The sequence below is a fragment of the Acetobacter tropicalis genome, assembly GCF_001580915.1.
GTDB lineage: Bacteria > Pseudomonadota > Alphaproteobacteria > Acetobacterales > Acetobacteraceae > Acetobacter > Acetobacter tropicalis.
The window spans coordinates 1-1,064 of the sequence record NZ_LHZQ01000046.1 but is presented as its reverse complement, the minus strand read 5'-3'; the positions used below and the strand labels follow the sequence as shown (position 1 = coordinate 1,064).

The window sequence follows — 1,064 nt, the reverse complement described above, 5'->3', positions numbered from 1 at the left end:
CAATGCTGACAGTCAGCTTAACACCCATTCACCCGAAAACTTGAACGCGTGAAACATTGACCAGCTTATAAGGTGTTCACCCTCTCGGCTTACGTCTGGTTTTCCAGCGGGTGAGCGGTTCCTGCCCGTTGTCCTTTAAGATCACATCCAGCCCATCCATGACTAACGCTTGAATGGTAGTATCATGCTCAACGGCAAGCTGTTTCAGTCGCTTGTGGTCATGCGGCAAGAGATAGACCGTCATATTCACCGCTTTGTCTTTGACATATGCCCCCGGTTGATCCTGTGGCGGCTGTGTAGGCGCTTGCTCATGAAAGGCTGCTACTTTCTGACCACTGGCGGGCTTGGCCTCTATATCGTCCAGATCAAGACCAATGGAACCAAGGGAAGGCCGCTTGCTCATGCGTGGTAATCTCCTAACAGGGCCATGAGGTTATCATAGACGGTGGCAATTTCTTCTCTGACTGTCTTGTCAGTCTCGAACCCAGATTGCCCCACACCGGCTGCCCGATAGTAACCCACGCGAATGACGGTGCGACCTATGACCGGCGCTCTGGCAGAAAGTAATTCGGTCGCCTCCACTACGTCAGGGCTGCGCTTGCTGGTGATCTGACTAATCACAAACGCCATAGGCACAACACCGCGCAGCTGACGAATGACCGGCCCTACGGCGTCCAGATCGTCCGGCGTTGGTTTGGTAGGTATCACGGCCATATCTGCTTTGCTGGCAATCTTCCGCAAGGCGTCATGGGTGCTTGGTGGCGTGTCTATTAAGACCAAATCAAACTTGCCACGTAGCTGTTCCATCATATCAGGCAGCTTTTCGGGTGATAACTGGATTAGCTTAGGCCCTGCGGCTGAGTTAGCTGCTGTCCTACGGTTCCACCAATTCGTTAAGCTACCCTGTGCATCAAGGTCGATGATAGCAACCGGTTGCCCTGCATCTAGTGCCGCCGTAGCCAGTTCGCGGGTGAGTGTTGTCGCACCTGAACCGCCTTTCAGCTTTGAGATGACCACAATCTTTCCCGTTTTCATGGTTTCGCCTTTTCGGGTGAATGGGTGTT

The 1,064-nt window shown here is 53.1% G+C and carries 2 protein-coding genes; both read right to left on the bottom strand.

Features of this window, described 5'->3' with window-relative positions; all coding sequences use genetic code 11:
* Window positions 1–76: 76 nt before the first annotated feature.
* Window positions 77–403 carry a ribbon-helix-helix domain-containing protein gene (locus AD944_RS00255; RefSeq protein ID WP_045543375.1) on the bottom strand — a complete coding sequence of 109 codons (327 nt, stop codon included), beginning with the start codon at window positions 401–403 and terminating at the stop codon, window positions 77–79.
* A partial coding sequence (locus AD944_RS00250) for a ParA family protein (RefSeq protein WP_248845787.1) occupies window positions 400–1,064 on the bottom strand: 665 nt, incomplete at its 5' end. The genes AD944_RS00255 and AD944_RS00250, both read right to left, overlap by 4 nt.